The following is a 24,290-nucleotide window of genomic DNA, read 5'->3' as shown; positions in this document are numbered from 1 at the left end:
CCTCCTGACTTTTCGTTACTATTCTCCCTTATTCTACTCTTCTTTTCAGTTAGGAACAAGCGCTACCAAAAAAAGACCCTCGCTTATCCACCTTTCTGACGAATAAACGAAGCTCTTCTAAATTAGCGTCTTCTTTTTTTATTTTTCTTCAAACCATGAACCACCAAACAAATAACGATGGCTGTCAAAGCACCCATGGCATCCAACATAACATCTTGAAAAAGAGGGGTCCTTCCGCCCGTGATCATTTGATGAAATTCATCTAAACCTGCATAGCCAGTAGCAGCTAGCCAGGAAACAACAGCTGTTAAAAACAGACCTTTGATTCTTGGCACTAATCCAATAAACCAACTACCACCTAATAGAAAATACGTACCAAAATGGGCTCCCTTACGAATAAAAAATTCAACAAATTTACTATAACCACTAGCTTGAATGCTCACTTCACTGCCAGCATATTGAAAAGAAATATTTTTTAATTGTTCTTCAAAAGGATGACTGCTCAGAAGTTTATCTAAAAGACCAACTTGTGATTGCTGTTCATACGTCTGTGATGAACTGAAAAATAAAATGGCCATAATAACAAACGCAATGACTAAATATAAATTACTATCTTTCAAATAATTTTTCATATAATCCTCTTTTCTTGGTTTCAAGTTGCCCCGTGCCTGCCACGGAAAATTCTTTTTTATTATAGTCGGTTTCGAGGGAAAAAGAAACAACTTCTCTTAGGTCTTATGATATACTGAAAAGAAAAAAATGAAAGAAGGATTGGATATGACCTATTCTATTACATGGGATTTAGACAGTATTTTCCCCAATGGGAGCGAGTCCAAAGAACTTAGCCAACGAATGACTCAATTAACCGAACAAACGAAAGAGTACCATCAATTAATCACAGAATGGACACCAGAAAGTGCCCAAGGCAAAGAACAATTTGCTGAAATCTTAACGTTACAAGGGAAAATCTCAAATGGCTTTTCACAATGTAATAGTTTTTTAACTGCTTTAATTTCTGCTAATACTAATGATACCAAGGCCAAAATTTTATCAGGCGATTTATACAATCTGTTGCCAGCGATTCAATTAGCTGAAACCATTTTTACTAAAAAAATCACCGAGATTTCAGCAGAACATTGGCAAGCCCTGTTAGCCGAAGAACCGTTCAAAACAATGGCTTTTCGCTTAAATGAATTACGACGTGATGGAAAAAAACTGCTTTCCGAACAAGAAGAAAATATCATCAATACGCTTTCTCTAGATGGGTTAAATGCTTGGAGTACACATTACGATACGATTGTTGCTTCCATTGTGATTCCTTTTGAAGAAAAAGATGGCTCTGTGACAGAACTATCTGCAGGCCAAGCCTTTAACCGCATGATGGGAGATCCTGACAAAGAGGTTCGTCAACGTTTGTTTACAGCCTGGGAGAAAGCTTGGAGTGGCAAAGCTTCAATTTTAGCAGACACCCTAAATCACTTGGATGGTTTCCGTTTATCTGATTACAAATTGCATGGCACTACAGATTATTTAGAAAATCCCTTAAACTATAATCGAATGAGTCAAGAAACATTAACGGTTATGTGGGAAACCATCCAAAAAAATAAACAACCATTCGTCGACTTTCTAACGCGCAAAGCGCAATTATTTGGCAAAGAAAAAATGGATTGGCAAGACCAAGATGCGCCAATTATTTTAGGTGATTTAGAAGAAAAAACGTATTCCTTTGATCAAGCCGCTGCCTTTATTTTAGAAAATTTCCGTAAATTCAGTCCGAAAATGGCCGATTTTGCCCAAATGGCTTTTGAAAAAAGTTGGATTGAAGCTGAAGATCGTCCAGGCAAACGTCCTGGGGGTTATTGTACAGAATTACCTGAAACACAAGAGTCGCGGATTTTCATGACCTTTGGCAATTCAATCAACGAAGTAGCTACTTTAGCCCATGAATTAGGTCACGCTTTCCATAGTAGCGTGATGTGGGATTTACCTTCATTGAATCGAGAGTATGCCATGAACGTAGCAGAAACGGCTAGTACCTTTGCAGAATTGATTGTTGCTGACGCCACCTTAAAAGAGGCCAAATCAGATGTTGAAAAGATTAACCTTTTAGACACAAAAATGCAAAATGCCATTGCTATGTTTATGAACATTCATGCGCGTTTTATCTTTGAAAATAATTTTTATCAAGCGCGCCAAAAAGGTTTAGTAGCGGAAGAAGATATTACTGAATTAATGTTAGCGGCGCAAAAAGAAAGCTACAAAGATAGTCTTGGCAGTTATCATCCTCATTTCTGGGCGAGCAAATTGCACTTCTTTATTGATGATGTGCCTTTCTATAATTTCCCATATACTTTTGGCTATCTATTCAGCATGGGTATCTATGCGTATGCCAATCAACAAGGCAGTTCTTTTGAAGACCAATACATTGCGTTATTAAGAGACACTGCTTCGATGACAAGCGAAGAATTAGCGAAAAAACATTTAAATGTTGACTTAACAAAACCTGATTTCTGGCAAGCCGGCATTGATCAAGTCCTAAAAGATGTGGAACAATTCATGACTTTAACTGAAAACTATGTAAACTAAGCAAAAAAGAAGCAGTAACCAACATCAGGTTACTGCTTCTCTTTTTTTCAAATAGTTTCGATACGTAAGGTAGCCTACAAGCATTAGTCCAAACGTAACAAATTCAACTACGGGCATGGCTAACCAAACACCGGTTAATCCTAGTAATTTCACCAAAATAAATAAAACTGGCACAATTAAAAAGAACCCACGCAAAGAGGAAATCATTAGCGCCATTTTCGGTTTACGAACTGCCGAAAAGTAATAAATCCCCATAAAATTCAATCCTGTAAACAAGAAGGAAATCGCATATAAGCGGATGGCTGTCCTAGCAATTTGCGCCAACTGGTCGTTCCCTTCGCTATTAAAGACCTCAATAATTTGTCCCGTAAACACTTGACTGATTAAAAAGAACAGGAAGCCGGCGATCAGATACGTAATAAAGCTAAGTTTAACAAATTTACGCAACACCTTCGTTTCCCCTAAACCATAATATCGGCTGAGTAATGGTTGCGCCCCTTGCCCAATCCCTGTAAAAATGGCAATCACAATAATATTGAGATTGGCAACAATCGCATAAGCTGAAATCGCCACATGACCAACTAAGTTTAACAAAACAATATTAAATAAAAACATGACAAAGGCCGAAGAAAATTCATTTAAAAAGGAGGAAAAACCAATCGACATAATTTCTCGAACATCCTGAAATTTCACTTTAAACTTTTCAAAACGTAAAACTCGTTGCGGCGACCACTTATGCAACGTAATCAGGATTAAGCTTGTTAACGGTGACATCACCGTTGCAATGGCCGCACCTGCCATGCCCCACCCAAATTGATAAATAAAGACATAATCCAAAATAATATTGACAATTCCCCCACTGACAAAAGCAATCGTTGCCAAACGAGGATTATGGTCATTTCTTAAAAAAGTAATCAGGCAATTGTTTAAAATAAATAATAATGAACAGCTAAGGTAAATCATATAATATTCCTTCGCCAAACCAAACAAGACACCGGTCCCCTGAAGTCCCCGAATAATTTGATCGGAAAAAATCAAGCTCGCTAAAGTAAAGAGACTCCCTATAACGAAAACTAACCCAATCGTTAAACTAAAATACTGATTGGCTTTTTTGATTTCTTTTTGCGCAACCGTGGTCGAAAATAACGTAGCGCCGCCAACCCCAAACATCCAACCTAATCCATTAATAATATTAACGAGTGGTAAGACAATGTTAAGCCCCGCCAACGCCTCAGTGCCGATCCCATTTGCAATGAAAAATGTGTCCGCCAAAATAAAAATTGATTGCGCCGCCATACTTAAAATTCCTAACAGAACATTTTTATAAAACAACGCAGTAAAATGGTTTTGCTGTGTTTGCTCCATACCCAAATCTCCTTCTAACAAAAAAAGGACTCATTCTTTTTGCTTCAAGGCTTACGCAAAAATCAGAATCCTTCAATTATTCAACCCAGCGATTAAATAATCTGTCTATTTATTGATACTTCTAGGGTAGCATTCTCTCTTCGAAAAAACAACCATCCTTCTATTTTTCTCATTTTAAACTTTCTTAAGCAGTTGCAGTTGTTTTTGAACCACTTGCCAATCTTCTTTCACGACTTCTTTTAAACGATAATTATAAAAGACAGCTGCTGGATGGAAGAGTGGAATGATTTGATAGGTTTTCTGCGTCCAATGATAGTTTTGGGATTGCTCATCAAATGTTTGAATGGGCGACTGAATGACCGTTCCGTGCACTGCAGTGATTGTTGGCTTTGGTCCTAAAAGTCGTTGCAACCCAATATTCCCCAGTGTCAAAATTAGTTCAGGTTGGCAAACAGCGATTTCCCAATCAAGCAAAGGCGCAAAAATTTTGATTTCTTCTTTGGTTGGGGTTCGATTAGGAAATTTGGTTACTCTTTCTCCCGTTTTTGCTATCTGCTTCGTTTTTACAGAAAAAGGCCGACTCCTAACCGCACTGGTGATATACACCGTTTCACGACTTAAGCCAACTTGTTGTAATTGTTCCATCAACAATTGACCTGAACGCCCTATAAATGGTACGTTTTCTTTAATTTCTTCTTTTCCAGGGGCTTCCCCAATCAACATCACTTTTGGCTGTTGCGGACCTTGCCCTTCCACAAAACCTTCTAATGGTAAGTCTTTTGCTTTAGCTAAAACTGCTTTTTTCAGATGTTCAGGATAGTGCATTTACCATCACGCCTCTCTTCTGGTGTTCTTCCTTCGCTATATTGATTATAAATAAGGCCCAAAAGAAACTCAAAAAAGGAGCCTACTCATTTAGGAGCTGGTTTTTCTACACACAAAGCTTTGTCTTTAGCTAGATAAAAAGGCCGTAAGTAACCAACTAAATTAGACATTGGTAAAACCTCCGATGGTAAGTCAATCTTCAATGTCTCCTTTAAATAGGCTTTGCGTGTCGCAATCCGTTGCCACATGTCTGGATAAGTTTGTTGAATCTCTTTTTGCAATGTTTCATCAGCCAAAGCCACACATTCTTCTGCACTCACCCCTGTATAACCAGGTACAGAAGGAATAATATCCACTTGAAAGAGCATGCCACTTTCCAAGCGAATGGCTGAATCTGGATAAATAGGCGACGACATCCATTCATCATCCGAAACTAAATGCCCAGGATTCAAATGCCAGTAATAGATTTCTTTTGGTAACTGTTCTTCAATCGCTTGGTACATTTCTCGCCCTAACAGTCCGATTCGAATGGTTTCAAGCCAGTGAACGACAGCTTGAAAATAGGGTTTTGCTACGCGCTCTAAATAATCACGTTGCGCTTCTGGCAATTGCTGCTCGTTTTCAATAACAAAACCTGTTCGGCTCGACAAGCCGCCTTTGTAGCCTGTAGTTAATGATAAGGCATCACCTAACTGAATTTCTTTGGCAGTCGGATACATGTTTGCATATTCAAAACGTTGACCAGTTGCCGCAATGGTTACTACCGTCGGCGTTTGACCTTCATCATTTAACAAAGCCCCAATGTCCGTTTCACGCTGTCCTACTTCAATTGCATTTAAGGCCTTTAACATACTGCGAGAAGCCAAATTCGCCCCATATTCATAGTGCGCCAATTCGTTAGCATTATTTGTTGTGCGGGCCCCCTTTGCTCCAATCAATAAGTGGGTCCCATTTAGTAAACGAGCTTCTTTCGGCAGCGCTTTTTTCAGTGCTTCGACAATAAAATATGGCACATCAAACATAGTAGCAGGTTCTTGCTGTTGTGTCGTAAACATTTTCCAACCAACAATACCTATTTTTTGAGCTGTTTCATCGAGAAGCGTTTCAAAAATCTGCGCCAACTTTTGTTCCCCAGCCATTGGTTGATTCGGTAGCGAAAAAGCTGGATAATGAATTAAATCGGCTGAGATGCGGGCATGTTGGCACAGTTTTAAATTTTCATTACCTAAAATAAGTGTCGCCATACCATCCTTATTTAACACAAGGAGTCCTTCTTCAAACCTCGGAATAAAGCCAGTTAAGTATTCAAAATTACTGCCATGCTCTTTGTCTGCATAGAAGACCAATTGATCGAATTTTTCTGTTTCCATTCGTTGTAATACTTTCTGCTTACGCGCCATCATCGTTTCATTCGTCAAATACGTTGGAAAAACATTCTCAAAAACAGTAGGTTCAGCAATATGTGTATAATTAATTTTTCGCTTCATTATTATCCTCCATTATTCATCTGCGACAATCAACGTTACGCCTGCTTGCGCTAACTGCTCACAGAATTTTTCATCAGGTTGTGTATCTGTCACTAAACAATCAATTTCTGTTAATTCGCAAATTTTAAATAAACCCGTTTTGTTTAATTTCGTTTGGTCTGCTAAGGCAATGACTTGTTTGCCTTGTTGAATCATTCGCCGTTTGACTTGACCTTCTTCTTCTGTGTGAATAAATAATCCTTGTTCAGATAACGCAAACACACCTAATAATGTATAGTCGGGGGCAAATTCCCCAACCTTAGCGACTGTTTCTGCCCCAAACAAAAAGAGTTGTTGTTTATGCAGTTGCCCAGGTAATACTGTAATTTTTGTTTGATCCATTTGCGCTAGAAGTAGCGCATGACTGAGAGAGTTCGTGATCGCGTGAATCGGACTATTTTCCATCGCTCGAATAGCTGCTTCCACCGTGGTTGATGAATCAAAAAAAATGGACGCTTGTTTGGGAATATTTGCCCAAACTTTTTGGGCAATCGCTTGTTTTTTCTCTGGATGCTTCATTATTCGTTGAGCATAATCGTAAATAGTTGCTTCAGACTGCACTGAGATAGCGCCACCATGCGTTCTCTTTAAATGTCCTTCCTTTTCTAAACGAATTAAATCTCGTCGAATAGTATCTTTTGAAACGGAGACTTGCTCCGCTAACGCTTCCATGGAAATACTTTTTTGTTCATTCACTATTTTTTGAATCTTGGCTAAACGTTCTTCAATCAACATGCTTCCTCACCTCTTCTAAGTAAAGATAGCACCTTTTGCATTATTTTGCAAACAAATGCAAAATAATGCAAACAAGACAAAAAAACTAGTCCTTCATTTTCTAACGAAGGGCTAGTTTGAGAGTGGTTTTAATAGGTAAATTGAATAATCATGCCGCTAGGATCTTCTAACGCAAGTAAATGATCTTTGGCAATAAAATGTAACTTTGCTTCTTCCGCATTGGCTTGGACGATCTCTAAATCTGCCGCAGTTGGTAAACGGAAGGTGTAATTTTCTAAGCCAAATTGATTTTCTTGAATCGTTGGCAGCTGTTTGCCGCTCCATGTATTTGTCCCAATATGATGATGGTACTGACCCGCTGCAAAAAACTTCGCTTGTTGACCAAAGTTAGACTTTAAGCCAAACCCTAAATTTTTATAGAACGTTTCAGTGGTATCTAAATCGGCCACTTTCAAATGAATGTGCCCAATTTTAGAACCTTCGGAAATTCCTAGCCAGTGACCGTCAGCTTCTGCAGCTAAACTATCACCGTCTAATTCTTCTGTCACACCGATAATTTCACCATTTGGACGAATATCCCAGACTTCTTCTGGTTTATCCCAATAAATTTCGATGCCATTATTTTCTGGATCACTTAAGTAAAGGGCTTCACTATAGCCATGATCTGCTGCGCCAATTTGCACATTTTCCTGCAAAAGCCACAGCAACATATTGCCTAAATCTTTGCGGGTTGGTAGCAGGAAAGCAATATGGTACAAGCCAGTGGTACCCTGATTTTCTTCCCCAGCTGTTAGTTCTTTTAAGACAAGAATTGCATCGTTGGTGCCTTGTGGCGCTAGCCAAGCACGTCCCTCTCCTTGTTTTAAAAGTTTTAAGCCAATTGTTTTCGTATAAAAGTTTACCATTTTATCTAAATCAGCCACTTTCAAAGTGACTTGTTGAATCCCAATATTACTTGGTAATGCTTGAACCATTTGCTTTCACTCCTTTCCTCTTCATTTTACTAAAGCAATGATTTAGTTGAATTCTTTAAAACGAGCACTATCTTCCATGTATTCTTTTTCGCCAGCTGGCGCTTCAATGGAACCAATAACCATTTGTGCACGTAAATTCCAGTTTGCAGGAATTGACCATTCTGCAGCAACCGCTTCGTCAATGACTGGGTTGTAGTGTTGTAAGTTTGCGCCGATATTTTCTTGCGCTAAGGCAGTCCAAACGTTTGCTTGTGTTAAACCAGTTGCTTGTTCAGACCAAACAGGGAAGTTATCCGCATATAATGGGAAGCTATCTTGTAAGTTTTTCACGATATCTGTATCTTCAAAGAATAAAATTGTGCCCGCACCAGCTGCAAAACCTTGTAATTTAGCTTGTGTGTTTGGAAATGCTTCTGCTGGAGTTAATGGTTTTAAGGCGTCTTCAGTCATTGCCCATAATTTTTTGTGAGCATCGCCGAATAAGAACACAACACGTTGTGTTTGAGAGTTAAAAGCTGTTGGACTTTCTCTAACAACTTCTTTTACTAAAGCAGTTACTTCTTCTTTTGAAATTGGTAAGTTTTCTCCTAAAGCATAGATTGAACGACGGTTTTTCATCATTTCAGTAAATTTTGACATAATATGTTCATCCTTTCGAATTTCCTCAGTAAATTCATTTAATTTTGTTTACATGCTTACTATACTACCTTACTAAAAGTAAGTAAAGCTTTTTGTCTTACTTTTTGTAAGTTTTTTTATTTTTTAGTGAAAAACCTTATTCTACCAAAGAAAAAACAACCAGCTTTTTTCTAAGAAAAAGAAAAATCTGGTTGTCGATTAATAAATGTAGAAGTCAATTGAATCGTTTTCGGCCGTTTTTCTTGAAATAAATGTGTGGCTTTTTCCCCTAATTCCATTAATGGATGACAGATTGTTGAAAAATTTAAAATTTCACTTAATAAAGTTTGTTCCTGTCCCACTAAAAAGAGTGGTCTTTCAATAACGGCTTGAATCCCTGCGGCAATTTCATCACCGTTGGTCACAACCGCTTGGAGCGTTGGATCTTGCCCACAGTGACGTCCTACTTCACACCCATCTTCATAGGTTAAACAGTCCTTAAATAACCGATTTTCAGGAATCGCTCCATAAATTTCCTGATATGCGTCAACTAAATAGCGTGCGCTTGTACTTTTTTCTGGTGCACGGTTAATCGTAATTGCCACTTCACTACATCCTTGTTGTTTCAATGCTTGGAAGACCCGCCGATAAACGGTTAAACGATCGATATAGATACTAGCATAACTAGGGTCTTCTATTTTTTCACAAAAAACAACTTGCTCTTTATACGGAGCAAACACACTTAAAGGATTTGCCTTTGACAAAACAATCATGCCATCAAACGCACCCGTGGCCATTTTTTCCAAGTAACTTTTTTCAACTTCTTTATCATAATCCGTTGGTAATAAACTGACCATCATCCCTTGCTGAAATGCTTGGTGGATAATCCCACTTAAAATAGCATCAAAATAAGGTTGATTCGTATAAGGAACCATGACACCTAATGTATTACTTTTCCCAAAGCTAAGATTTCTCGCTAATATATTGGGCTTATAGCCCAACTCATCGATAATTGCTTGGATTTTCAGTCGTTTTTCTTCAGAAACATACGGATGATGATTAATCACACGCGAAACAGTCGTGACTGAAGATCCTGAAAGGCGCGCAATTTCTCGAATTGTTGTCATACTTTCACCCCATTACTTTACAAAATTGAGTTAAATAAGGCACAATCCCTGTCCCGTAATCAACAAAACGATAAAAGGTCTCCTGCCAAGCAAAAGAAATTTCCTGAATATCCTCCTGCTGTGTCAAGTGCCACTCCGTTATCTGATGGTACGGAATTTCTTGATGCCAAATCTTATAGTATTTTTTGGGACTATCTAACTGCAGACTTTTGGCCGTCGTAGTCACCGAGACAAAATAGTAATCCATACCAAGTCTATCGCTTATCTCCACTATAACATTCATTTTCATGCCCTCCAATATTTTGATACACCTAGCTTACCTTATGAAACGCGTACCAGAGCAAGAGGAAAAATAAAAAAAGTGAGGCCATGTTATACTAGATGTATCATATAAAAGCAAAGGATGAGTGCAATGGAAACTGTTACAGTAGCAACAAAAAGCGACTTACTAACAAATTTGAACAAGCAAACAGATGAAATCATTATCTCGGGGGCACTTGCACAAGAAATATACCACTTAAAAAAACAACAATTAACCGAAACGGAAGAAATGGGCTTTTTAGTGGGTAGCCAAGGCGCTGGCTCATTTTTAACCTATTTAATCGAGAAGTTATCCTATATAAATTCGGAGCTATCGCCAGAAGAACAAAAAATTGAACATGCGATTTTGCGTTTGTATGTTATTAAAAAATTAACTCCAGAAACTACTTTATTACGTCTAAAACAGTTAGATTATTAAAATTTTATTTAATCAAGATAGACCAATTCCCTGCGTACAACGAGTCCCTTTCATTAATCACTTGATATAATTACCTTTATTCAAGTTCCCACCATTGTCATTATCGATTAACCAATGGTATATTAGAAGTAACAGATAAGTCATTTTATTTGAAAAAGTGTTTGGGAAATGTTTGGGGAGGAATGTTTATGTGTCAACCGCAGGAAAAAAAGAAAGAAATTTCTGTTGCTAAGTTACGTTATCGTTTTGAAGTACCAATGATTATCATTGGTTTTGTTTTATTGTTTTTCGCATTGGGGTTAGTTGCTTTATTGATATTGAGTGATTTGCCGATTCCTGACTGGTTATTAATTGTCTTAATTGCACCAATTGCGCCAGTCATTGCTTTTTTTACCATTCGTTATATGTACATGGATACTGCTTCTAACGGAGTGGAAATTACAGAAAATCAGTTACCAGAAATTTATTCCTTGTATATTGATTTGGCAAAAGAAATGGGCTTTGGCACTAAAAAATTAAGGATGCCACGTCTTTATTTAATCAACGGGAATGGTGTCTTAAACGCTTTTGCGGCAAAATGCTCTTTACACAGACGCTATGTTGTCATTCACAGTGATTTGTTGGATATCGCGTACAATACAGGCGATTTTTCGCTGATTCGCTTTATTTTGGCACACGAGCTAGGACACCATAAATGTGGGCACACTAATTTATGGCGACTAATGTTATCCATTATTTTGAAACCAGTTGCGTTAGATAAAAGTTTTACAAGAACGCAAGAATATACCGCTGATCGCGCAGGTTTATACTACGCAGAAGAAGGTGCTTTAAGCATGATTTATTTATTTTCAGGAAAATACATGGGCAGTCGTGTGGATTTAGAAGAATACTTTCACAGTATTGATTTACATGATGATACCATCTGGCTTAAATTGAGTAACTTCTTATCCGATCATCCTGTTGGCTTCCGTCGAATGCAAACATTGAAAAAAGCCAAAGATACTGGCAATTGGGACGTTCATGGGAAATTTTTCTAGCAAGAGCCAACCATCATTAAATAAACGTGCTGGGACAAAAGATTCTTTAACTTTTGTCCCAGCACGTTTATTAATCCACCAATAAATGAACAAATTCTTCTTTGGTGATATTTACAAAGTAGTCTTCAAAGTTAAACGCTGCTAATGCTTGCCAAATTGATGAATACTGATAGTCCACACCTAATAAAGCCGCAACGATTTCCGCTGTTTCTTTTTTGGCAAAGTAATCACCATAAATCGTTAACTCAATTATTTTACCTTTTTCAACAGTCAAACGTGCATCCACAATGCCGCCTTTAAACTTTTCTTCTTTTTTGATCGTAAATTTAGGCGCTTCACCAAAAATCCAAGCTTCATTGCCATACACTTCAGCGACCAATTTCCTAATTTCCTGTTGATCTGCTTTGGTTAGGACATATTCTTTCTCCGCAATTTCAGTTAGAGATTCGACATCAAAGAGCTCCATCAGTAAACGATTGCGAAATTCCTCGATGGTTAATTGTTGATATTTTTCGTCTAAGTACGGCCGTAAATTGGTTACGCGTCCCCGAACAGATTTTGTCCCTTTTGATTCAATTTTTTTCTTAGAAACAGTTAAGACACGTTGAACTTCTGCCAAATCAACATCATACATCAAGGTACCATGAGTATACATCTTCCCCTTTTTTGTATACATGGCATTGCCAGAAAATTTTTTCCCATCAATTAATAAATCATTGCGACCGCTAATCTCGGCCCCCGTTGCGCCCATTTTATGTAATGCTTCAATAATTGGTTTAGTGAACGCTTTAAAATCCCCAAAAGCTTGATGTCCTTCCTGAACAACAAAACTAAAGCTGACATTCCCGAGATCATCATAAACAGCACCACCGCCCGATAAACGGCGAGTAATAACGATTCCCTTCTCTCTAGCATAAGCTAAGTCAATTTCTTCATAAGCATTTTGATTTCGGCCTAAAATAACACAGGGTTCCTGAATATAAAACAATACTAAGGGCTCTTCAAAAGAGAGAGTGTTTAATAGATAATCTTCCGTTGCTAAATTTTCACGAATATCTCGTGACTGCATTATGACATAACGCATAAGGTCGCCCCACTTCTTTTTCTTCTAGTGTATCACTTTCTTTCAAAATTGGTTCACTAAACGTCTTCTCTGGCCATTCTCAAAAGCGGATGATCAACAAAAAAACGAACGTGGGACAACAATCACTTTGGATGTTTGTTCCACGCTCAAAATCTAATAAACAGCAATTACAGAACTGTTTAGCTTTTTAGTCTAACCAAGTTACTACTTCTGAAACATCTCGTCGGACTGTTTCAAAGCCGGGTGTTTGAGCTTTGCCAATCGGAATAATCAGTCCGTTCACTAAATGATCTTCAATATTAAATAACTTGCGAACCGCTTCTGTTTCAAAACCAGACATCGCCACAGTATCATAGCCTCGATCTTTTGCAGAAAGCATCAGCTGCATTGCAACTAAGCCTTGGTCTAACATTAGCCACTCTCTTTTTTGTTCTTCGCTAACATCATAGTACCAAGAAACATTTTCATTAATTCCTTGACGAATTTCTTCCGTCATCGTTCCTTGTGCGACAGCTTTAGCACTGATTTCATCTGCATTTGCCACTGTATAAGCAGTCAAATCACCTAATAAAATAATCACCGCCGCTGCCCCTTTAACTGCTGGTTGTTGCATCGAAACTTCGTAAAGGGCCTCTTTTTGTTCTTTTTCTGTGACAATTAAAAAACGCCATGAATTTAAATTGGTACTATTTGGCGCGAACATCGCTTCCTCAATTATAGCCATTAATTCCTCTTTAGGAATCTCAACATCTGGCATAAAATCCCGAACTGAGCGGCGGCTGCGAACAACATCTTGATACATCATATTTCTTCTTCCTTCCTCTTACCTTACTTGACATAGTTATTATTACTCACTATGATGGAGAAAAAAAGTACGCACTTTTTATTCACCTAGGAAGAAAAAAGTAACCATTACGTGTCACAAGGAGAAACTATGACAACTGATAAACAAACCAGTATCAACTTAGCCCTTTCCACCATTAACGGCAAATGGAAATTATCATTAATGGATGAATTATTCCAAGGAACCAAGCGCAACGGTGAATTGATGCGTGCGCTCGACGGAATCACTCAGCGCGTCCTGACAGATCGCTTGAGAGAAATGGAAAAAGATGGCCTAGTCCATCGAGAATCCTTTAACGAACTGCCCCCTCGTGTGGAATATACGCTCACTCCGGAAGGATATGCTCTTTACGATGCCCTCTCTTCACTTTGCCATTGGGGCGAAACATTTGCCCAAAAAAAGGCGAGACTTAACAAATAAGTCTCGTCTTTTTTTATCTATTTTGGGTATTATGGGTAAACTTAAGATATTTTTGAAGTCCTTCTTGAATTGAATAAACGGGTGAAAAACCTAAGCCTTTCAAAGCAGAACTATCTGAAAGAGAATATTTTATATCGCCATCTCGTTCCTTTTGATAAGAAACTGGCAAAGAAAGTCCCACTAATTGGTTCATTTCTTCAATTAATTGATTAAGGGAAATGGCAACTTCGGTACCCACATTATAAACATGTCCCAACGCTTCACTTTTGGTTGCTACTAAATCTAATGCAGTTAGGACATCCTCAATGTAGATAAAGTCACGTGTTTGCTGACCATCTCCAAATATTTGAAATTGGCTCGCTTGCCCTTGCTCTAACTGGATATAACGATCCATCAAAATGGACAGGACACCAGAATAGGGTGAAGCAGGATTTTGATTGGGACCATAGACGTTAAAGAAGCGAACTGCGCTTGTAGGTACCCCATGTAAATGGTATTCATTGAGAACATAACGTTCAGCAGCAAACTTATCAATAGCATAGGGACTCAAAGGGCAAATCACCGAAGTTTCTCTTTTAGGCAACGTTGGCTCTGCACCGTAAACGGCTGCTGACGAAGCAAAAACAAAACGTTTGAGCTTTTTTTGATATTTTTTTATTGATTCCAGTATTTTCAATACACTTAAAAAATTGACCTCGTGGGTCTCTAGAGGCTGTGCCACAGAACTTGCCACGCTTGCCACGGCCGCAAGATGAAAGATATACTCAAACGAATGCTTTGAAAGTACTTCGTCCAATAATTGCTGATCCGTCACACTTCCTTTAATAAAAACCAACTGCTCATTTTGTTGCAAATTTGACACTTGCCCCATGGACAAATCATCAATCACAAAAACTTGATACTGTTGACTATAAAAATTAGCCAAATTAGAACCAATAAAGCCAGCTCCTCCAGTAATTAATAGTTTCTTCACCTCTTTGCTTCCTCTCTTTTTTTAATTTAATTCCACTTTTTTCGTGTTATTTTCTCTTTGGAATAAAAAAATGCAATATCGAATGAACACATAACTTACAATAGCCACAGCTAATAAGAGTTCAAAAGTAGACAAAATATTTAACAGACTCGTTAGGCCTATCTTTTCTGCAAATAAAGGTTTAACTTTGACTAATGCTGTCGCAGAAATCACTAATGGGAATGTAAAGGCAGCATAACTTGGATAGAATGTCACTTGCATAATTTTATATAGATTCACAACTACAATCCCATAAATACATTGAGATAAAATTAGCAAGAAAACAACTAATGGCATATACAAATGACCACCCATTGAAATGTAGCCAGCTAAACATAACGAACCTGGCGCTGTCATAATCGTCAATAAAGGAATGGTCGATTCAGGCATTTCTTTCGACTTCGTAATTCTCTTGATTAAAATTGGTAACAAGAGTAAATAAAAGAACAACGCTACCCAAAAAACAATTTTTCCCAACTCATTGATAAACAATTGAGAAGTATTAGGAATAACGCCAATGCCGACAAACGTAATAAACCAGCTTGGATAAATATGTTCCAGTTCGATTTTTGTTGGAAAAATATGCACCGCTACAAAATAAATCATTAAAATAAAATGTAAAATCACTGCGCCAATCCACAACACGTTAATCCAAGCAGCATTGGTAAATATCCGATCTAAGAAAACACAGATAACCATTAAAGCCATTGTAAATGTTGGTGATACCGAAGCAATAATTGGATCATCTAAGGTGCTTAATGCATGTTTCATTGTAAAAATAATTTTTAAAATAACTAAAATCATTAAGAGACTGCCAAGTACACAATAAATGGTCCCAATTGTTGCATATCCCAAGGAATAAAGTAAATTCCCCAAAGAAACCATCCCTAAAATTAGTCCGCAAATGGGAATCGGGACTTTCCGCAAGAATTTTTTCGCACTTTCTACCATTATGTAGTCACACTCCGTCTTTATTTATTATTATTGATATTAATCAAAAGTATGTTATTATACTAAATGAAATATTTATATTTGTAAAATAAATATTTTCAATACCAACTATTAAGATAGTAAATAGAAAGAGGCGATTTTATGTTCGAATGGATCAAAACATTTATTGCTGTGTATGAAACCAAAAATTTTAGTGCGGCGGCCAAACAATTGTATATTTCTCAGCCAACTGTTTCTTTGCAAATCAAGAAATTAGAGCAACACTTTTCGATCAAGCTGTTCTATCGTAATGGAAAACAATCGGTTATTCCTACCAAAGAAGCTGATTTTTTATATCCAAAAATGCTCTCGATTATTGAAAGCTTAACTACTTCTTTTGCGCAAGCTGCAGAAAAAGAGAATTTTAAAGAAGACTGCATTATAGCCTCTTCAAATACAGTTGCTATTTATTTATTGCCAGATATTATGGAGAGTTTGGTTACCGCTTTTCCACTCATCAACTTTTCAATTCAACTGATGAATTCAAACGAAGTCGTGGATATGGTTCAAAATAATCATGCCCACATTGGACTAATTGAAAAACCCATTGAAACCAAAAATCTACACAAAGAAATTGTTTATGAAGACCAACTAGTTCTAGCAGGAGATGCCGCTTCAAAATTTTGGCTCTTAAGAGAAAAGAACTCTGGCTTACGTTTTTTCAATGAGCTTTATCTCAACGAACACAGCATCAACTTACCAATTATCGAATTAAACAACAACGAAGTCCTGTTACAATTACTAAAAAATAACATTGGGCAATCAATTGTTTCTCGATTATCTATTTCCGATGAGATCCCCTGGCAACCAATTGATCAGTCCTTTGCTTCTCGAAAAATTTTCATTGTCCAGACCGATCACCATGCCAACACTTCCTTCTCTGAAGTTTATAACCGAATCGTTGAAAAAATTCGTGAACGACAAGCCTAAAAAACAGGATAACGACTTAGCTTTCGCTAAATCGTTTTCCTGTTTTTTATTTATCAGTTTCCTCTACCAATTCAAATTCAAAAGGTTCTAACTCAAATAGTTGGTGTAAAATTTGCTGGGTTTCTTGGAACACTTGTTGTGGCTCTTTACACAAAAGAGTGCTTTGAATGGTCTGTTTTTTTGATTGAAAAAGAATTCTCGTTTCCTCTTCCTTGAATACAACTTGATGAGTTTCCCTTTCAAACACCGTATATTCTTCGAACATTTCCATAACTAATTTTTGACGAAACCCTTCTTTGAGTGCTAATAAGGTTACTAAATCTGCAACAGTTAGCGTTTCTAACGCAATTGTTTCATCTTCTACATGAACAAGATAATTCGTACACTTCACATTCGGACAGGCATTGCAGCCGCCATTAATCAAGTCTGAGGTAGTTGTTATTTTCACCTGTTTCATCTTAATCCTTCTTTCCTACTTTTCGAGAAAAACACAAGGGGTCTCCTCAAAAATATTCAATAAAATATGATTGACTTCTTGAAAGACTTCTTCGTGATTTCGGCATTGTTTTTCCATTACTAAACGCAGATCATTCACAACAAAAGTCAACGTCGTCGCTTGTTGGGAAACATGTATACAACGGTTGCCTTTAACAAAACATTCTGTTTGTTCTTCAATGAATGGTTCTTTTTGATAGCCATATGCTAAAGCGACACATTCCAGGATTTCGTAGATTTCTATTTTTGGAAGTTCATAGCTAAAGCTACCGATAACTAGTTGAAAACAGTTCGGCTGTTTTTCATTATTGCTTGCATAATACACTGTTGTCGTTGTCATTTTGCCTCCTTATCTTCTCTATTTTCCTACTCTTATCATAACAAAAAAAGCACGCTTCCCTTATTTAAATTGTTAATAAAGACTATTACAGATTGGTATAACCACACCTGAAAAGTTCGTGATATAATTCACTAAGAAAGAAATATTACAGAAAGAAGAGATGAACGATGAAAGTATTTAACAAAAAAGTCGCAATTATTGGTACTGGTTTTGTTGGCACAAGTATTGCCTATTCCATGATCAACCAAGGGATTGCGAATGAATTAATCTTAGTTGATATTGACAAAGCCAAATCTGAAGGCGAAGCAATTGACTTATTAGATGGTGTGTCTTGGGGTCAAGAAAATGTAAACGTCTGGGCTGGCGACTATCAAGACTGCCAAGATGCCGATATCGTCGTGATTACAGCTGGCGCTAATCAAAAACCTGGGCAAAGTCGTCTAGATTTGGTTTCAATCAATGCAGAAATTATGAAAACAATTGTTAACAATATCATGAAATCTGGTTTTGATGGAATTTTAGTGATTGCCTCAAATCCTGTCGATGTACTGACTTATGTGGCTTGGCAAGCTTCTGGTTTACCTGTTTCAAGAGTAATTGGAACTGGTACAACTTTGGACACAACTCGTTTCCGCAAAGAACTGTCTCAACGTTTAGCGATTGATCCACGCAATGTTCACGGCTATATTATTGGCGAACACGGGGATTCTGAAGTGGCTGTCTGGTCTCATACCATGATTGGTACCAAACCTATTTTAGAAATTGTGGATACGACAGAGCGCTTAACTAGTGACGATTTACCAATCATTTCTGATAAAGTGAAAAATACAGCTTATGAAATTATCGATCGCAAACAAGCGACCTATTATGGGATTGGTATGAGTACTGCACGCATTGTTAAAGCCATTTTAAATAATGAACAAGCTATTTTACCTGTCTCAGCTTACTTAGATGGGCAATATGGGCAACAAGATGTATTTACAGGGATTCCTGCAGTCGTTGGCAATCAAGGTGTGACTGACATTATTGAATTGAATCTGAATGCCGCTGAAAAAGAACTCTTCCAAAAATCAGTGACACAATTAAAACAAGTGATGGCATCGTTACAACCGAACGCTTAGTAATTTTTAACTAAAAATAACACTTCAACTAAATTATTCTCTACCAAAATAGATTCTAATTCCCCTTTATCGTTCTTTTTGGTACCATGAAAGAAGAACTTCAACTAAAGCAGAAATTAGGAGGACAAAAAATGGTAATCCAAGGAGATACGTTAGAAAATAGCGCACGTCGTTTATTGCAAGAACGTGGCGTAACAATGAATGATTTAGCTGAACTTGTGTTATTTTTACAAAAAGATTATATTGATAATTTAACATTAGATACTTGTTTAGAAAGTGTTGATGCCGTGTTAACAAAGCGTGAAGTACACAACGCGATTATTACAGGTGTCCAACTGGATATTCTGGCAGAAGAAAACAAGCTACTCTCACCGTTACAAGAAATTTTAACGGAAGATGAAGGGCTTTATGGCATTGATGAAATTATGGCGCTCTCCATTGTAAATGTTTATGGATCTATCGGTTTTACGAACTATGGGTATATCGACAAGGTAAAACCAGGCATTTTAAAAGAGTTAAATGCGCATGATGGCGAACATGTCCACACATTCTTGGATGATATCGTAGGTGCAATTGCGGCTGCGGCAGCCAGTCGATTGGCTCACTCACAATCAGATTTAAGTGATATTACTAAATAAAAAAACTTGCCTCTTCATTTTTATGAGAAGAGGCAAGTTTTTTTATTTAGTTTTATTTGCTGGACTTCTCACAAGCTTTCTACTTAACAGTAATTATTTGCCGTGTTATGTTACAGTCAAGAATAAACAGCTAAAGGAGGTTATCTAGAAATGAAAAAGTTTTTACGCGTATTTTTAATTTTTATTGGGGTATTTTTTCTTGCAAGTTGCGGTTCAAAAATAGAGACAAAAACCTTTGTAGGTTCGCCACAAGATGGGATTGATTCCACCTTAACCTATACGTACCAAGGAGATAAAGTCTTAACGCAAACGGCTAAAAACATTGTTTCTTATGACAAGTTGGGGATTACAAAAGAAGAGGCAAAAACAGCGTTGGAACCCGTTTCTAAACAATATGAGGACATCAAAGGTCTTGATTACAAACTGACCTATGAGGACAAACAAGCCATCGAAAAATTGACGATTAATTATGAAAAACTTGATTATGATAAAGCCAAAAAAGTGGATGGTATCCAGATTGATGGAGATTCTTCTAAGGGAATTAGCATGAAGAAAAGCCAAGAATTGGTGGAGTCACAAGGTTATACAGAACAAAAATAATAAAAAGAAAGCGTGCGACAATGTCCATTGTCGCACGCTTTCTTTTTATTAATTACATTGATGTTGCCATCTTCACTGCTTGAATTGGGTCAAAATGGTGGATAGAGTAAACGACTGTACCGGCTTGCCAAACTACTGAGTTTCGATTATAGTCAGTGGTTCCTGCCACGTTCAATGTGATTTGACCAACGGTATTCGGTGCTGGTAATGTTTCTTGTTCCAAAATATTGACAACATTTTTCGCTAAATCATCAGGCGATTCACCATTGATATTTGAGGCCCGTACGACTAAACTCCAATTGCCTTCTTGCCAAGATAAGTAACTAGAACCTGCCGCCCCTTGTTTATAACCAGTGATATTGTAACCTAAATCTACTGGTTGACCGCCATTGTCAATGATTTGGTTCACTGCATTTTTTGCTTCGGCATCAGAGCCATATGTTTTTTTCTCAAAAGAACTAATTGGCGTTAACTGATTAACACGTGCATCATTCACTGGAATCGCTTCTTTTTCTGCATAATATAAAACACGGAAATTGTTTTGATCTGCTTGTGATGTTGTCGCTGCAGTTAAAAAGTTATTCGTTTGACTCGTTAAAATTGCCTGCGGTAAGCCTTGACCAGGAAACATGTTTGCTAGCTGGTTAAGCACTTGGTTGGCTTGGTCATCTGGATTCGCATTTTTCGCTGGTGATTGCTTCTCTGCTGAGCCATTATTTGCCGCTTCCTTCGTAGAAGAAGCTGTTGCTTTCGAATCAGCTGTTGTTGTTCCTGACGGTTTCGCATCACTAGATTTCGTTGCTGCTTTGCTACTTGATTCTTTTGTAGCAGATGTTTTTGTACTCTCGACTGTGGTACTTTCCGCAGCACTGGAACGACTATCCGTATTTTCTGTACTTTTTCCGCCGCCACATGCTGCTAAAGCAAGGGTTAAAAGAAAAGCACTAGAAATAAGCCCTATCTTTTTCATAAGAATTCCTCCTTGTTTTCCCTACCCTTATTGTACCTTAATCATGTGTATCCGTCACTTGTTTGTGTTTCGTTCTAGTTGGTTTAAATAACAAAAGTGGACGGTAGGATTCGAACCTACACCTCAACATTGAGCAAGAATAAACTACTGTTAGTCTCTATGAGTTTAACACCACGTTCATCCACCTATTTGATTGATCCTTTGTATCATAACTTAGAATAATTAAATTGCCTTTAAGGAGCTTCAAAGATTATATGAAGAATTGTAAAAAATCTGTGACGAAAAAACGATTGAACCAATCAGTAGATACACTGAGGTTCAATCGTAACCAATTGTTTAATTATCTGAAAAAACTCACAATTCAACGTTAGTCCCTGGTGCTTTTTTGTTTTCCCCTTGTTGTTTTTTTAAGAATATCCCCAAAATGACGGTGATAATGGGACAAAGCAATGGGAAAAAGGCATACGGTAAGTATTCTAGTGCACCAACTTTTAACGTTCCCATAATGAAGGTACCACTAACTCCCCAAGGAATTAACGAGTTGACTGCCGCCCCAGCATCTGCCAAAGTACGAGTTAAATATTTTTTATCAATACCTAAACGAGTAAATGAGGATTTAAATGTTTCCCCTGGTAAAATAATTGACAAATATTGTTCGCCAACTAGTAAGTTAATTCCCACAGAACTTAAAGCAGTTAAAGCGATTAATTTAGCTGGATTATTCACATAGCCTTTAATTTTATCAATTAAAGTAGCCACGATGTTAAACTTAATCAACAAGCCGCCCAAACCTAATGCCAAAATAATCAACGCAGCAGAACCTAACATGCTTTCAATCCCACCACGAGATAAAAGTGTATCAATACTTTGGTCCCCTGTATCTGCCACATAACCACTCATTAAGATGGTAGAAACTTTCGCTAAACTTAGGTGATGATCATTTATAAAAGCTAAGATGACCGCCACTGTAGAGCCGACTAGTAACGTTGGAATAGCCGGTACCTTTTTCCAAGCGAATAAGAATAAAACCGCTACTGGCAACAATGTAATCGGTGAAATCCAGAATCCTTGATGTAACGTTTGGACCATTGCATCAACCGATTGTAAATCCGCCGAACCAGATTGATGCCCCAAGAAGATATAGCCGACAATCGAAATAATAAACGCTGGAATAACAGTGTACATCATGTTTAGTATATGTTCAAAAAGGTTCACGCCACCAATTCCAGCAGCTAAGTTTGTTGTATCAGATAACGGTGAAATATTGTTCCCCAAAAAGGCACCTGAAACAACTGCGCCAGCTGTCATCGCATTGTCGAATCCAAGAATATGTCCAATACCTAGAAAGGCAATCCCCATAGTTGAAACAGTCGTAAAGGAGCTCCCTACCGTCACACCAACTAGTGCACAGACCACAAAAACGGTTGGTAAGAAGAACTTCACTGAGATAATTTTAAAACCATAGACCATAATTGTTGGAATCGTCCCAGATAAAATCCAAGTAGCAACTAAGACACCTATCAGCAAGAAAATAATAATCGGAATGATCCCTGGTTTAATCCCTTCCACAATGCCCTCGTGGATCTCATCCCAAGAAAATCCTTTCCATTTGCCATAAAGCAACAACAACATGAATACAAAAAGAATCGGTATGTGAGGGGTTAATTTTTGACCAATAATTAAGTACCCGAGAATCGCTAACAAGGCAATCAAAATGCCTAAACTTTCAGCGAACGAAACAGTGGGTTTCGTTGATTTCATATGAAAACCTCCTTTTATGGAAAGCGAAAACTGAAGCAATAATCGAACTTGCTTCAGTTTCCAAACGACAATTTACTATAGTCATCAGGTGAAGAGGCACTCAGCAAAATAATTGCTGGCCTTTTTATTCACCTAAATCTTCTTTTACTTCCGTTGCCCAACTTGCTTTTTTAAAGCGATTAATGATTAACGGAATCACAAACATAACAATAGTGATTAATGCAACTAAGACTGCATCAGTCACGGTTGTTGTACCTAATGTGGCGAAAATAACAATGATAACACTAAAAATTAACATTGCTGCCACTAAATAAGCTAAGCCATTACCTTTTTTACCAATTCGGTAAGGACGTAGTGTATCTGGTTGAGATTTACGTAATTTAATTAGGGAAATCGCAATCAATACATACACAATACTATAAATAATTGTTGTTGCATTTGTTAAAGTTAAGAATACAGCGTTGACATCATCCATTACCCCATAAAGTAAAGCGAATAATGAGATAACTACAGATTGTGTTAACACAACGTTACGAGAAACGCCATATTTATTTTCGCGATGGAAACCAAATTTTGGTGGCAATAAGCCATCACGAGCAACTTGAATAATTGTTTTTGATGGTCCAGTAACCCAAGCAGATAATTGTAATAACACGCCTAAGAAGACCATGAAACTAAAGATATTACCAATAATTGTTGGTAAACCTAAAACGTCACAATAAAGCAAAATTGGTTGTGTAATGTTAGACAATTCCATTTTGCCATTTGGAACAATATTAGCAACAAACATTGCATTAATAACGTTTAATAAGACTAAACCAATTAATGAAATGAAAACGCCTTTTGTATAATTTTTTGTTGCATCTTTCAAACGAGGAATATAAACAGAAGACATTTCAATCCCAACAAAGATAAACGCAATCCCTGCTAGATATTTAAATGTGTCCATATTTTCTAAGTTTGGTAAAACTTTTGACCAAGAGAAGGCACCTAAATAGCCGCCAGGTGTTAAGCCTACTTTAATCATTGAAAGAAGACCTAAAACAAACATAACTAATACTGGGATGTAAACACCTAGCCAAACACCAATATTTCCGCCAACTTTCGCCATGTCAAATTTTAAGTTCAAGATTGTAATAATCCAGTAAATCACTAAGATACAACCTAATACGAACCAATGATTTTCACCTAAGTGAACATTACCAAATGTATTACCTAGCAAAGGGCCTAATGTAGAAGCAACCATTACCATTCCTGGGAACATTTGCACCCATAGTAACCAAGCGACAACAAAACCCCATTTGCTACCTAAGGCAGTTTTAACCCAAAGTTGAGGGCCACCTTCTTGAGGAAGCATCGTAGATAATTCACCAGATATCAATGCGATTGGACCAGCAAAGAATAAGACCGCGAAAATTGTGTAAGAAATTAATGTCCAACCAACAGCAGCAAGTGTTGGGATACTACGTACAGTTGCACACAATGCCATTGTTAAACCGATAAAAGTACCTAATTCAATTTTTTTAACTTGTTGTTTATCCAATTTTGTACAC

26 protein-coding genes are annotated in these 24,290 nt (G+C 37.4%); 8 read left to right on the top strand and 18 right to left on the bottom strand.

The genetic code is table 11. The features are described from left to right. Positions 1-122: 122 nt before the first annotated feature. Positions 123-632: a VanZ family protein gene (locus IGJ24_RS02030; RefSeq protein ID WP_002366143.1), complete on the bottom strand. Its 510-nt coding sequence runs from the start codon at positions 630-632 to the stop codon at positions 123-125. A gap of 127 nt (positions 633-759) precedes the next feature. Here IGJ24_RS02030 and IGJ24_RS02025 point away from each other — a divergent pair, with 127 nt between their 5' ends. Next, positions 760-2,586: a M3 family oligoendopeptidase gene (locus IGJ24_RS02025; RefSeq protein ID WP_002399760.1), complete on the top strand. Its 1,827-nt coding sequence runs from the start codon at positions 760-762 to the stop codon at positions 2,584-2,586. 24 nt (positions 2,587-2,610) lie between these two features. Here the strand turns inward: IGJ24_RS02025 and IGJ24_RS02020 are convergent, their stop codons facing one another. The 8 genes from IGJ24_RS02020 to IGJ24_RS01985 form a co-directional block, all read right to left on the bottom strand. Then, positions 2,611-3,951: an MATE family efflux transporter gene (locus IGJ24_RS02020; RefSeq protein ID WP_129193919.1), complete on the bottom strand. Its 1,341-nt coding sequence runs from the start codon at positions 3,949-3,951 to the stop codon at positions 2,611-2,613. 174 nt (positions 3,952-4,125) lie between these two features. After that, on the bottom strand, positions 4,126-4,776 hold the full coding sequence (locus IGJ24_RS02015; RefSeq protein WP_002355481.1) for a uracil-DNA glycosylase: 651 nt from the start codon (positions 4,774-4,776) through the stop codon (positions 4,126-4,128). Positions 4,777-4,862: 86 nt separating this feature from the next. Then, a complete protein-coding gene (locus IGJ24_RS02010) occupies positions 4,863-6,263 on the bottom strand; it encodes a M24 family metallopeptidase (protein WP_129193918.1) in 1,401 nt (466 codons plus the stop codon). Positions 6,264-6,275: 12 nt separating this feature from the next. Then, complete coding sequence (locus tag IGJ24_RS02005; protein ID WP_002397519.1) at positions 6,276-7,037, bottom strand: DeoR/GlpR family DNA-binding transcription regulator; 762 nt, start codon at positions 7,035-7,037, stop codon at positions 6,276-6,278. A 128-nt stretch (positions 7,038-7,165) separates the two neighbouring features. Continuing rightward, entirely contained in the window at positions 7,166-8,011 is an 846-nt protein-coding gene (locus IGJ24_RS02000; RefSeq protein WP_002355476.1) for a VOC family protein, read from the bottom strand. 42 nt (positions 8,012-8,053) lie between these two features. Then, complete coding sequence (locus IGJ24_RS01995; protein ID WP_002355475.1) at positions 8,054-8,650, bottom strand: nitroreductase family protein; 597 nt, start codon at positions 8,648-8,650, stop codon at positions 8,054-8,056. 170 nt (positions 8,651-8,820) lie between these two features. Further along, complete coding sequence (locus IGJ24_RS01990; protein WP_002361227.1) at positions 8,821-9,756, bottom strand: LacI family DNA-binding transcriptional regulator; 936 nt, start codon at positions 9,754-9,756, stop codon at positions 8,821-8,823. Positions 9,757-9,760: 4 nt separating this feature from the next. Then, a complete protein-coding gene (locus tag IGJ24_RS01985; RefSeq protein WP_025190328.1) occupies positions 9,761-10,045 on the bottom strand; it encodes a hypothetical protein in 285 nt (94 codons plus the stop codon). A gap of 114 nt (positions 10,046-10,159) precedes the next feature. Here IGJ24_RS01985 and IGJ24_RS01980 point away from each other — a divergent pair, with 114 nt between their 5' ends. After that, positions 10,160-10,495, top strand: a complete 336-nt coding sequence (locus IGJ24_RS01980) for a hypothetical protein (RefSeq protein ID WP_002355470.1) — start codon at positions 10,160-10,162, stop codon at positions 10,493-10,495. A 182-nt stretch (positions 10,496-10,677) separates the two neighbouring features. Beyond that, positions 10,678-11,532, top strand: coding sequence for a M48 family metallopeptidase (locus IGJ24_RS01975; protein WP_002382951.1), 855 nt, complete (start codon positions 10,678-10,680; stop codon positions 11,530-11,532). A gap of 70 nt (positions 11,533-11,602) precedes the next feature. Here the strand turns inward: IGJ24_RS01975 and IGJ24_RS01970 are convergent, their stop codons facing one another. After that, entirely contained in the window at positions 11,603-12,616 is a 1,014-nt protein-coding gene (locus IGJ24_RS01970; protein ID WP_002389569.1) for a lipoate--protein ligase, read from the bottom strand. A gap of 187 nt (positions 12,617-12,803) precedes the next feature. Then, positions 12,804-13,421, bottom strand: coding sequence for a nitroreductase family protein (locus tag IGJ24_RS01965; protein WP_002355466.1), 618 nt, complete (start codon positions 13,419-13,421; stop codon positions 12,804-12,806). Between the two features lie 111 nt (positions 13,422-13,532). On the opposite strand from IGJ24_RS01965, the gene IGJ24_RS01960 reads away from it, so the two are divergent. Next, complete coding sequence (locus tag IGJ24_RS01960) at positions 13,533-13,880, top strand: winged helix-turn-helix transcriptional regulator (protein ID WP_002355464.1); 348 nt, start codon at positions 13,533-13,535, stop codon at positions 13,878-13,880. Between the two features lie 13 nt (positions 13,881-13,893). Here the strand turns inward: IGJ24_RS01960 and IGJ24_RS01955 are convergent, their stop codons facing one another. Both IGJ24_RS01955 and IGJ24_RS01950 read right to left on the bottom strand, forming a co-directional pair. Continuing rightward, the gene (locus IGJ24_RS01955; protein WP_002367973.1) at positions 13,894-14,853 is read right to left on the bottom strand and encodes a GDP-mannose 4,6-dehydratase; all 960 of its coding nucleotides are present in this window, start codon (positions 14,851-14,853) and stop codon (positions 13,894-13,896) included. 21 nt (positions 14,854-14,874) lie between these two features. Beyond that, positions 14,875-15,843, bottom strand: coding sequence for a TDT family transporter (locus IGJ24_RS01950; RefSeq protein ID WP_129193915.1), 969 nt, complete (start codon positions 15,841-15,843; stop codon positions 14,875-14,877). 141 nt (positions 15,844-15,984) lie between these two features. On the opposite strand from IGJ24_RS01950, the gene IGJ24_RS01945 reads away from it, so the two are divergent. Next, entirely contained in the window at positions 15,985-16,812 is an 828-nt protein-coding gene (locus IGJ24_RS01945; RefSeq protein ID WP_002355461.1) for a LysR family transcriptional regulator, read from the top strand. 46 nt (positions 16,813-16,858) lie between these two features. Here IGJ24_RS01945 and IGJ24_RS01940 read toward each other — a convergent pair whose 3' ends face one another. Together IGJ24_RS01940 and IGJ24_RS01935 are read right to left on the bottom strand one after the other, a co-directional pair. Continuing rightward, positions 16,859-17,269: a DUF4809 family protein gene (locus IGJ24_RS01940; protein ID WP_002375889.1), complete on the bottom strand. Its 411-nt coding sequence runs from the start codon at positions 17,267-17,269 to the stop codon at positions 16,859-16,861. A 15-nt stretch (positions 17,270-17,284) separates the two neighbouring features. Beyond that, on the bottom strand, positions 17,285-17,647 hold the full coding sequence (locus tag IGJ24_RS01935) for a DUF4809 family protein (RefSeq protein ID WP_002375886.1): 363 nt from the start codon (positions 17,645-17,647) through the stop codon (positions 17,285-17,287). A 167-nt stretch (positions 17,648-17,814) separates the two neighbouring features. Here IGJ24_RS01935 and IGJ24_RS01930 point away from each other — a divergent pair, with 167 nt between their 5' ends. The 3 genes from IGJ24_RS01930 to IGJ24_RS01920 all read left to right on the top strand — a co-directional run bounded on the left by IGJ24_RS01930 (position 17,815) and on the right by IGJ24_RS01920 (position 20,006). Next, positions 17,815-18,768 carry an L-lactate dehydrogenase gene (locus tag IGJ24_RS01930; protein WP_002358635.1) on the top strand — a complete coding sequence of 318 codons (954 nt, stop codon included), beginning with the start codon at positions 17,815-17,817 and terminating at the stop codon, positions 18,766-18,768. A gap of 131 nt (positions 18,769-18,899) precedes the next feature. Next, positions 18,900-19,406 carry a phosphatidylglycerophosphatase A family protein gene (locus tag IGJ24_RS01925; protein ID WP_289865504.1) on the top strand — a complete coding sequence of 169 codons (507 nt, stop codon included), beginning with the start codon at positions 18,900-18,902 and terminating at the stop codon, positions 19,404-19,406. Between the two features lie 150 nt (positions 19,407-19,556). Further along, positions 19,557-20,006, top strand: a complete 450-nt coding sequence (locus IGJ24_RS01920) for a YehR family lipoprotein (protein WP_002355456.1) — start codon at positions 19,557-19,559, stop codon at positions 20,004-20,006. Positions 20,007-20,058: 52 nt separating this feature from the next. Here the strand turns inward: IGJ24_RS01920 and IGJ24_RS01915 are convergent, their stop codons facing one another. The 3 genes from IGJ24_RS01915 to tyrP form a co-directional block, all read right to left on the bottom strand. Beyond that, complete coding sequence (locus IGJ24_RS01915; protein WP_129193913.1) at positions 20,059-20,976, bottom strand: hypothetical protein; 918 nt, start codon at positions 20,974-20,976, stop codon at positions 20,059-20,061. 354 nt (positions 20,977-21,330) lie between these two features. Continuing rightward, a complete protein-coding gene (gene nhaC / locus IGJ24_RS01910; protein ID WP_002363118.1) occupies positions 21,331-22,737 on the bottom strand; it encodes a Na+/H+ antiporter NhaC in 1,407 nt (468 codons plus the stop codon). A 124-nt stretch (positions 22,738-22,861) separates the two neighbouring features. Then, a complete protein-coding gene (gene tyrP / locus IGJ24_RS01905; RefSeq protein ID WP_002355453.1) occupies positions 22,862-24,280 on the bottom strand; it encodes a tyrosine-tyramine antiporter in 1,419 nt (472 codons plus the stop codon). Between the last annotated feature and the right edge of the window lie 10 nt (positions 24,281-24,290).

This window comes from Enterococcus sp. DIV0546, from assembly GCF_051712785.1.
In the GTDB taxonomy this organism is placed as follows: domain Bacteria; phylum Bacillota; class Bacilli; order Lactobacillales; family Enterococcaceae; genus Enterococcus; species Enterococcus faecalis.
Note: the sequence above shows the minus strand (reverse complement) of the source record. Positions and strands in the feature narration are given on the sequence as shown.

What these genes read in the sequence shown, in the direction of transcription:
- IGJ24_RS02030 (WP_002366143.1), bottom strand. Translation starts at nt 632, where the DNA reads ATGAAAAATTATTTGAAAGATAGTAATTTATATTTAGTCATTGCGTTT.
- IGJ24_RS02025 (WP_002399760.1), top strand. Translation starts at nt 760, where the DNA reads ATGAAAGAAGGATTGGATATGACCTATTCTATTACATGGGATTTAGAC.
- IGJ24_RS02020 (WP_129193919.1), bottom strand. Translation starts at nt 3,951, where the DNA reads ATGGAGCAAACACAGCAAAACCATTTTACTGCGTTGTTTTATAAAAAT.
- IGJ24_RS02015 (WP_002355481.1), bottom strand. Translation starts at nt 4,776, where the DNA reads ATGCACTATCCTGAACATCTGAAAAAAGCAGTTTTAGCTAAAGCAAAA.
- IGJ24_RS02010 (WP_129193918.1), bottom strand. Translation starts at nt 6,263, where the DNA reads ATGAAGCGAAAAATTAATTATACACATATTGCTGAACCTACTGTTTTT.
- IGJ24_RS02005 (WP_002397519.1), bottom strand. Translation starts at nt 7,037, where the DNA reads ATGTTGATTGAAGAACGTTTAGCCAAGATTCAAAAAATAGTGAATGAA.
- IGJ24_RS02000 (WP_002355476.1), bottom strand. Translation starts at nt 8,011, where the DNA reads ATGGTTCAAGCATTACCAAGTAATATTGGGATTCAACAAGTCACTTTG.
- IGJ24_RS01995 (WP_002355475.1), bottom strand. Translation starts at nt 8,650, where the DNA reads ATGTCAAAATTTACTGAAATGATGAAAAACCGTCGTTCAATCTATGCT.
- IGJ24_RS01990 (WP_002361227.1), bottom strand. Translation starts at nt 9,756, where the DNA reads ATGACAACAATTCGAGAAATTGCGCGCCTTTCAGGATCTTCAGTCACG.
- IGJ24_RS01985 (WP_025190328.1), bottom strand. Translation starts at nt 10,045, where the DNA reads ATGAAAATGAATGTTATAGTGGAGATAAGCGATAGACTTGGTATGGAT.
- IGJ24_RS01980 (WP_002355470.1), top strand. Translation starts at nt 10,160, where the DNA reads ATGAGTGCAATGGAAACTGTTACAGTAGCAACAAAAAGCGACTTACTA.
- IGJ24_RS01975 (WP_002382951.1), top strand. Translation starts at nt 10,678, where the DNA reads ATGTTTATGTGTCAACCGCAGGAAAAAAAGAAAGAAATTTCTGTTGCT.
- IGJ24_RS01970 (WP_002389569.1), bottom strand. Translation starts at nt 12,616, where the DNA reads ATGCGTTATGTCATAATGCAGTCACGAGATATTCGTGAAAATTTAGCA.
- IGJ24_RS01965 (WP_002355466.1), bottom strand. Translation starts at nt 13,421, where the DNA reads ATGATGTATCAAGATGTTGTTCGCAGCCGCCGCTCAGTTCGGGATTTT.
- IGJ24_RS01950 (WP_129193915.1), bottom strand. Translation starts at nt 15,843, where the DNA reads ATGGTAGAAAGTGCGAAAAAATTCTTGCGGAAAGTCCCGATTCCCATT.
- IGJ24_RS01945 (WP_002355461.1), top strand. Translation starts at nt 15,985, where the DNA reads ATGTTCGAATGGATCAAAACATTTATTGCTGTGTATGAAACCAAAAAT.
- IGJ24_RS01940 (WP_002375889.1), bottom strand. Translation starts at nt 17,269, where the DNA reads ATGAAACAGGTGAAAATAACAACTACCTCAGACTTGATTAATGGCGGC.
- IGJ24_RS01935 (WP_002375886.1), bottom strand. Translation starts at nt 17,647, where the DNA reads ATGACAACGACAACAGTGTATTATGCAAGCAATAATGAAAAACAGCCG.
- IGJ24_RS01930 (WP_002358635.1), top strand. Translation starts at nt 17,815, where the DNA reads ATGAAAGTATTTAACAAAAAAGTCGCAATTATTGGTACTGGTTTTGTT.
- IGJ24_RS01925 (WP_289865504.1), top strand. Translation starts at nt 18,900, where the DNA reads ATGGTAATCCAAGGAGATACGTTAGAAAATAGCGCACGTCGTTTATTG.
- IGJ24_RS01920 (WP_002355456.1), top strand. Translation starts at nt 19,557, where the DNA reads ATGAAAAAGTTTTTACGCGTATTTTTAATTTTTATTGGGGTATTTTTT.
- IGJ24_RS01915 (WP_129193913.1), bottom strand. Translation starts at nt 20,976, where the DNA reads ATGAAAAAGATAGGGCTTATTTCTAGTGCTTTTCTTTTAACCCTTGCT.
- nhaC (WP_002363118.1), bottom strand. Translation starts at nt 22,737, where the DNA reads ATGAAATCAACGAAACCCACTGTTTCGTTCGCTGAAAGTTTAGGCATT.